This window comes from Moorena sp. SIO2C4, assembly GCF_010672485.1.
Taxonomy (GTDB): domain Bacteria; phylum Cyanobacteriota; class Cyanobacteriia; order Cyanobacteriales; family Coleofasciculaceae; genus Moorena; species Moorena producens.
Genome location: NZ_JAAHGN010001034.1, coordinates 1 through 2,663, shown reverse-complemented (window position 1 = coordinate 2,663; position 2,663 = coordinate 1). Strand labels below are relative to the sequence as shown.

Sequence of the window (2,663 nt, the reverse complement as noted above, 5' to 3'; positions counted from 1 at the left end):
CTACTCAAGCCCAACCTGTGGAGGAGAAACCAGCTACTACTCAAGCCCAACCTGTGGAGGAGAAACCAGCTACTACTGAAAAACCCTCTGTTGAGAAAGACCCTTTTAATACGGAATTGCCAGTGAGAACTATACCCCGGATGAGTGCTGTTGAATTCTACAACCGGGGCGTGGATCAACTAGATAATGGTAATTATCCAGAGGCAATGGCAAATTTCAAACAGGCTTTGCAGCTGGAACCCTATGACCCTGATATAAACTACAATCTCGGCTACGTCCACCACATTCAGGGGAATTATCAAGAAGCGATTGATAATTACACTGCTGCTATCAAGATTAAAACCGACTATGGTGAAGCCTATAGCAACCGTGGTTATGCCTATTTTGTGCAAAAGAAGTTCATCGAAGCGATCGCTGATTTTTCCAAGGCTATTGCTCTGACACCCGATAATGATACGGTTTATCTCAGTCGAGGTAATGCCTACAGTGAAGTAGAGAACTATTTCCAAGCAATTGCGGATTACGATCGAGCTCTCTCGATTAACCCTAAAAATGCTATGGCTTACTACCAACGCGGTTTAACTCGCAGTAAGCTCAAACAGTATCAAGCTGCTGTAGCTGATTACACAGAAACTCTAAAAATTGAACCCACTTTTGCCGATGCGTTTTATAAACGGGGTCTAGCCAGACTTGACCTCAATAAGGTTGAGGAAGCGATTCAGGATTTCAAAAAAGCGGCTGATTTATTCCAAGAACAAGGCAGAACTGAAAATTATCAAGAAGCGATGGAAGCCATCAAAAAGCTTTAATGGCAACCAGACCCTTGAACTGAAGTGGCTTTTCAACAGCTTTCTTCTGTGCAGTACCTAGCTCACACCAGAGGCTGAGAAAGCCACAAAGATCAAGCCACTTACTAAAATCAGGGCTGTTAGACCCAAGATCAGGTAGTTGCGCTTTTCTGCTGCAGTGGGTGGCTCTGCCTGGTAAACTTTTGGCTCTTTAGCAAAATTGTTTAAACGCCCGCCCTCTTCTACTGTATATGGCATGGATTACAACCTTTTTTTACTTTATTTATATAAATGTAACAAAGAATGTAACAAAAATTGGCATAACTACTCTTCAGTTTTCCTGATTAGCTTGATTTGTTACGTTAAAGTATTAATCCAGTCCTAGACCTTGACAAGTTCTTTGATCTATGAATTTGTAAGCTAGCTAATGGTACCAGTCAAGGGTGAGCTAGCGCTAGCATAGTTTTTAATTGGAATACGACCAGCTAGGTAAGCCAGACGACCAGCTTCGGTGGCCATTCCCATCGCTTTTCCCATCATGATCGGATTACCTGCTAATGCGATCGCACTATTAATCAATAACGCATCTGCCCCTAACTCCATCCCATAGGTGGCTTCACTGGGGCTACCTATGCCAGCATCTACCACCACCGGCACTCCAGCTTCCTCAATGATGATTTCAATATTGGCAGCATTCTTGATGCCCTGTCCCGAACCAATGGGTGAACCCAAAGGCATCACCGTAGCACATCCTATCTCTTCTAGGCGTTTGGCTAATAACGGATCCGCATTAATATAGGGTAAAACCGCAAACCCTTCTTTTACCAGTTGCTCTGCTGCCTGTAGAGTACCAATGGGGTCAGGGAGTAAATACTTAGGATCAGGAATCACTTCCAGTTTCACAAAATTATTGTCTTCTTGACCCAATAGCTTCGCCATTTCCCGACCAAGCCGTGCCACTCGCACCGCTTCTTCCGCCGTTTTACAGCCTGCGGTGTTGGGTAACATCCACAGTTTCCTCCAATCCAGGGATTCCGCTAGCCCTTCGTGTCCTGGTGCTTTAGTTTGTACCCGACGCACAGCCACCGTTACAATTTCACTGCCACTAGCGGCAATACTTTCAGCCATTACCTGTTGAGAGTCATACTTACCTGTGCCAGTCATCAGACGAGACCGAAAGGTTTTTCCCGCAATGGTGAGTAAATCAGCTGGGGATGGTTCCTTCCCATTGTCAGAGTGAGAGTCCCGGACCGTACCAGAATTATAGTGCAGCACTGGTGTTGAGGAGGAGTTACTAGATAATCTTATTAGATTAGGACTGCTTTGACTTGAGGCTGGTTGATGGTAAAGTCGGTCGTATCGAAATTGATCTAACAATGGGTCAGACTTTTGCTTCTCAATCAGGTCAGCCAGCAACAAAGCTGTTACCGGAGCCAGCAAAATACCGTTGCGGTAGTGACCCGTAGCCAGGCTCAGGTTTTGGCAAGGACCAGTGCCAAGAATTGGTAATTCGTCAGGTGTTGCTGGTCGAAATCCCCACCAACACTCATGAATCGAGCAGTGTTGGATTTCCGGATATAGCCGGATAGCTGATTCTAACAAACGGTTAATTCCAGCAGTAGTGTTGTCAGGCTGCCAACCCACATCCTCTACTGTTGCACCAATCAGAATTCGTCCATCTCGACGGGGGACTAGATAAACCTCAGAGCCATGTAACACTCGCTGTAGTGGCAAGGGGTGTTGATAATTTTTAGTGGCTTTTACTGACAGCATCTGACCTTTTTTTGGAGCCACTGGCAAGGGCAACAGTTGATTAGACCAGGCTCCAGTTGCCAGGACATAATGGTCTGCATGGAGTTCCCCTGCGGAGGTTCT

3 protein-coding genes are annotated in these 2,663 nt (G+C 45.7%); 1 reads left to right on the top strand and 2 read right to left on the bottom strand.

Translation table 11 applies throughout. The features are described 5' to 3' along the window. Positions 1–809: tetratricopeptide repeat protein (locus F6K20_RS33265; RefSeq protein ID WP_287297619.1), on the top strand; the 809-nt coding region annotated here is incomplete at its 5' end. Positions 810–866: 57 nt separating this feature from the next. On the opposite strand, the gene psb34 is transcribed toward F6K20_RS33265, so the two are convergent. Both psb34 and F6K20_RS40975 read right to left on the bottom strand, forming a co-directional pair. Next, positions 867–1,046: a photosystem II assembly protein Psb34 gene (gene psb34, locus F6K20_RS33260; protein WP_008178251.1), complete on the bottom strand. Its 180-nt coding sequence runs from the start codon at positions 1,044–1,046 to the stop codon at positions 867–869. A 162-nt stretch (positions 1,047–1,208) separates the two neighbouring features. Beyond that, on the bottom strand, positions 1,209–2,663 hold a 1,455-nt coding region (locus F6K20_RS40975; protein WP_287297617.1), incomplete at its 5' end, for a thiazole synthase.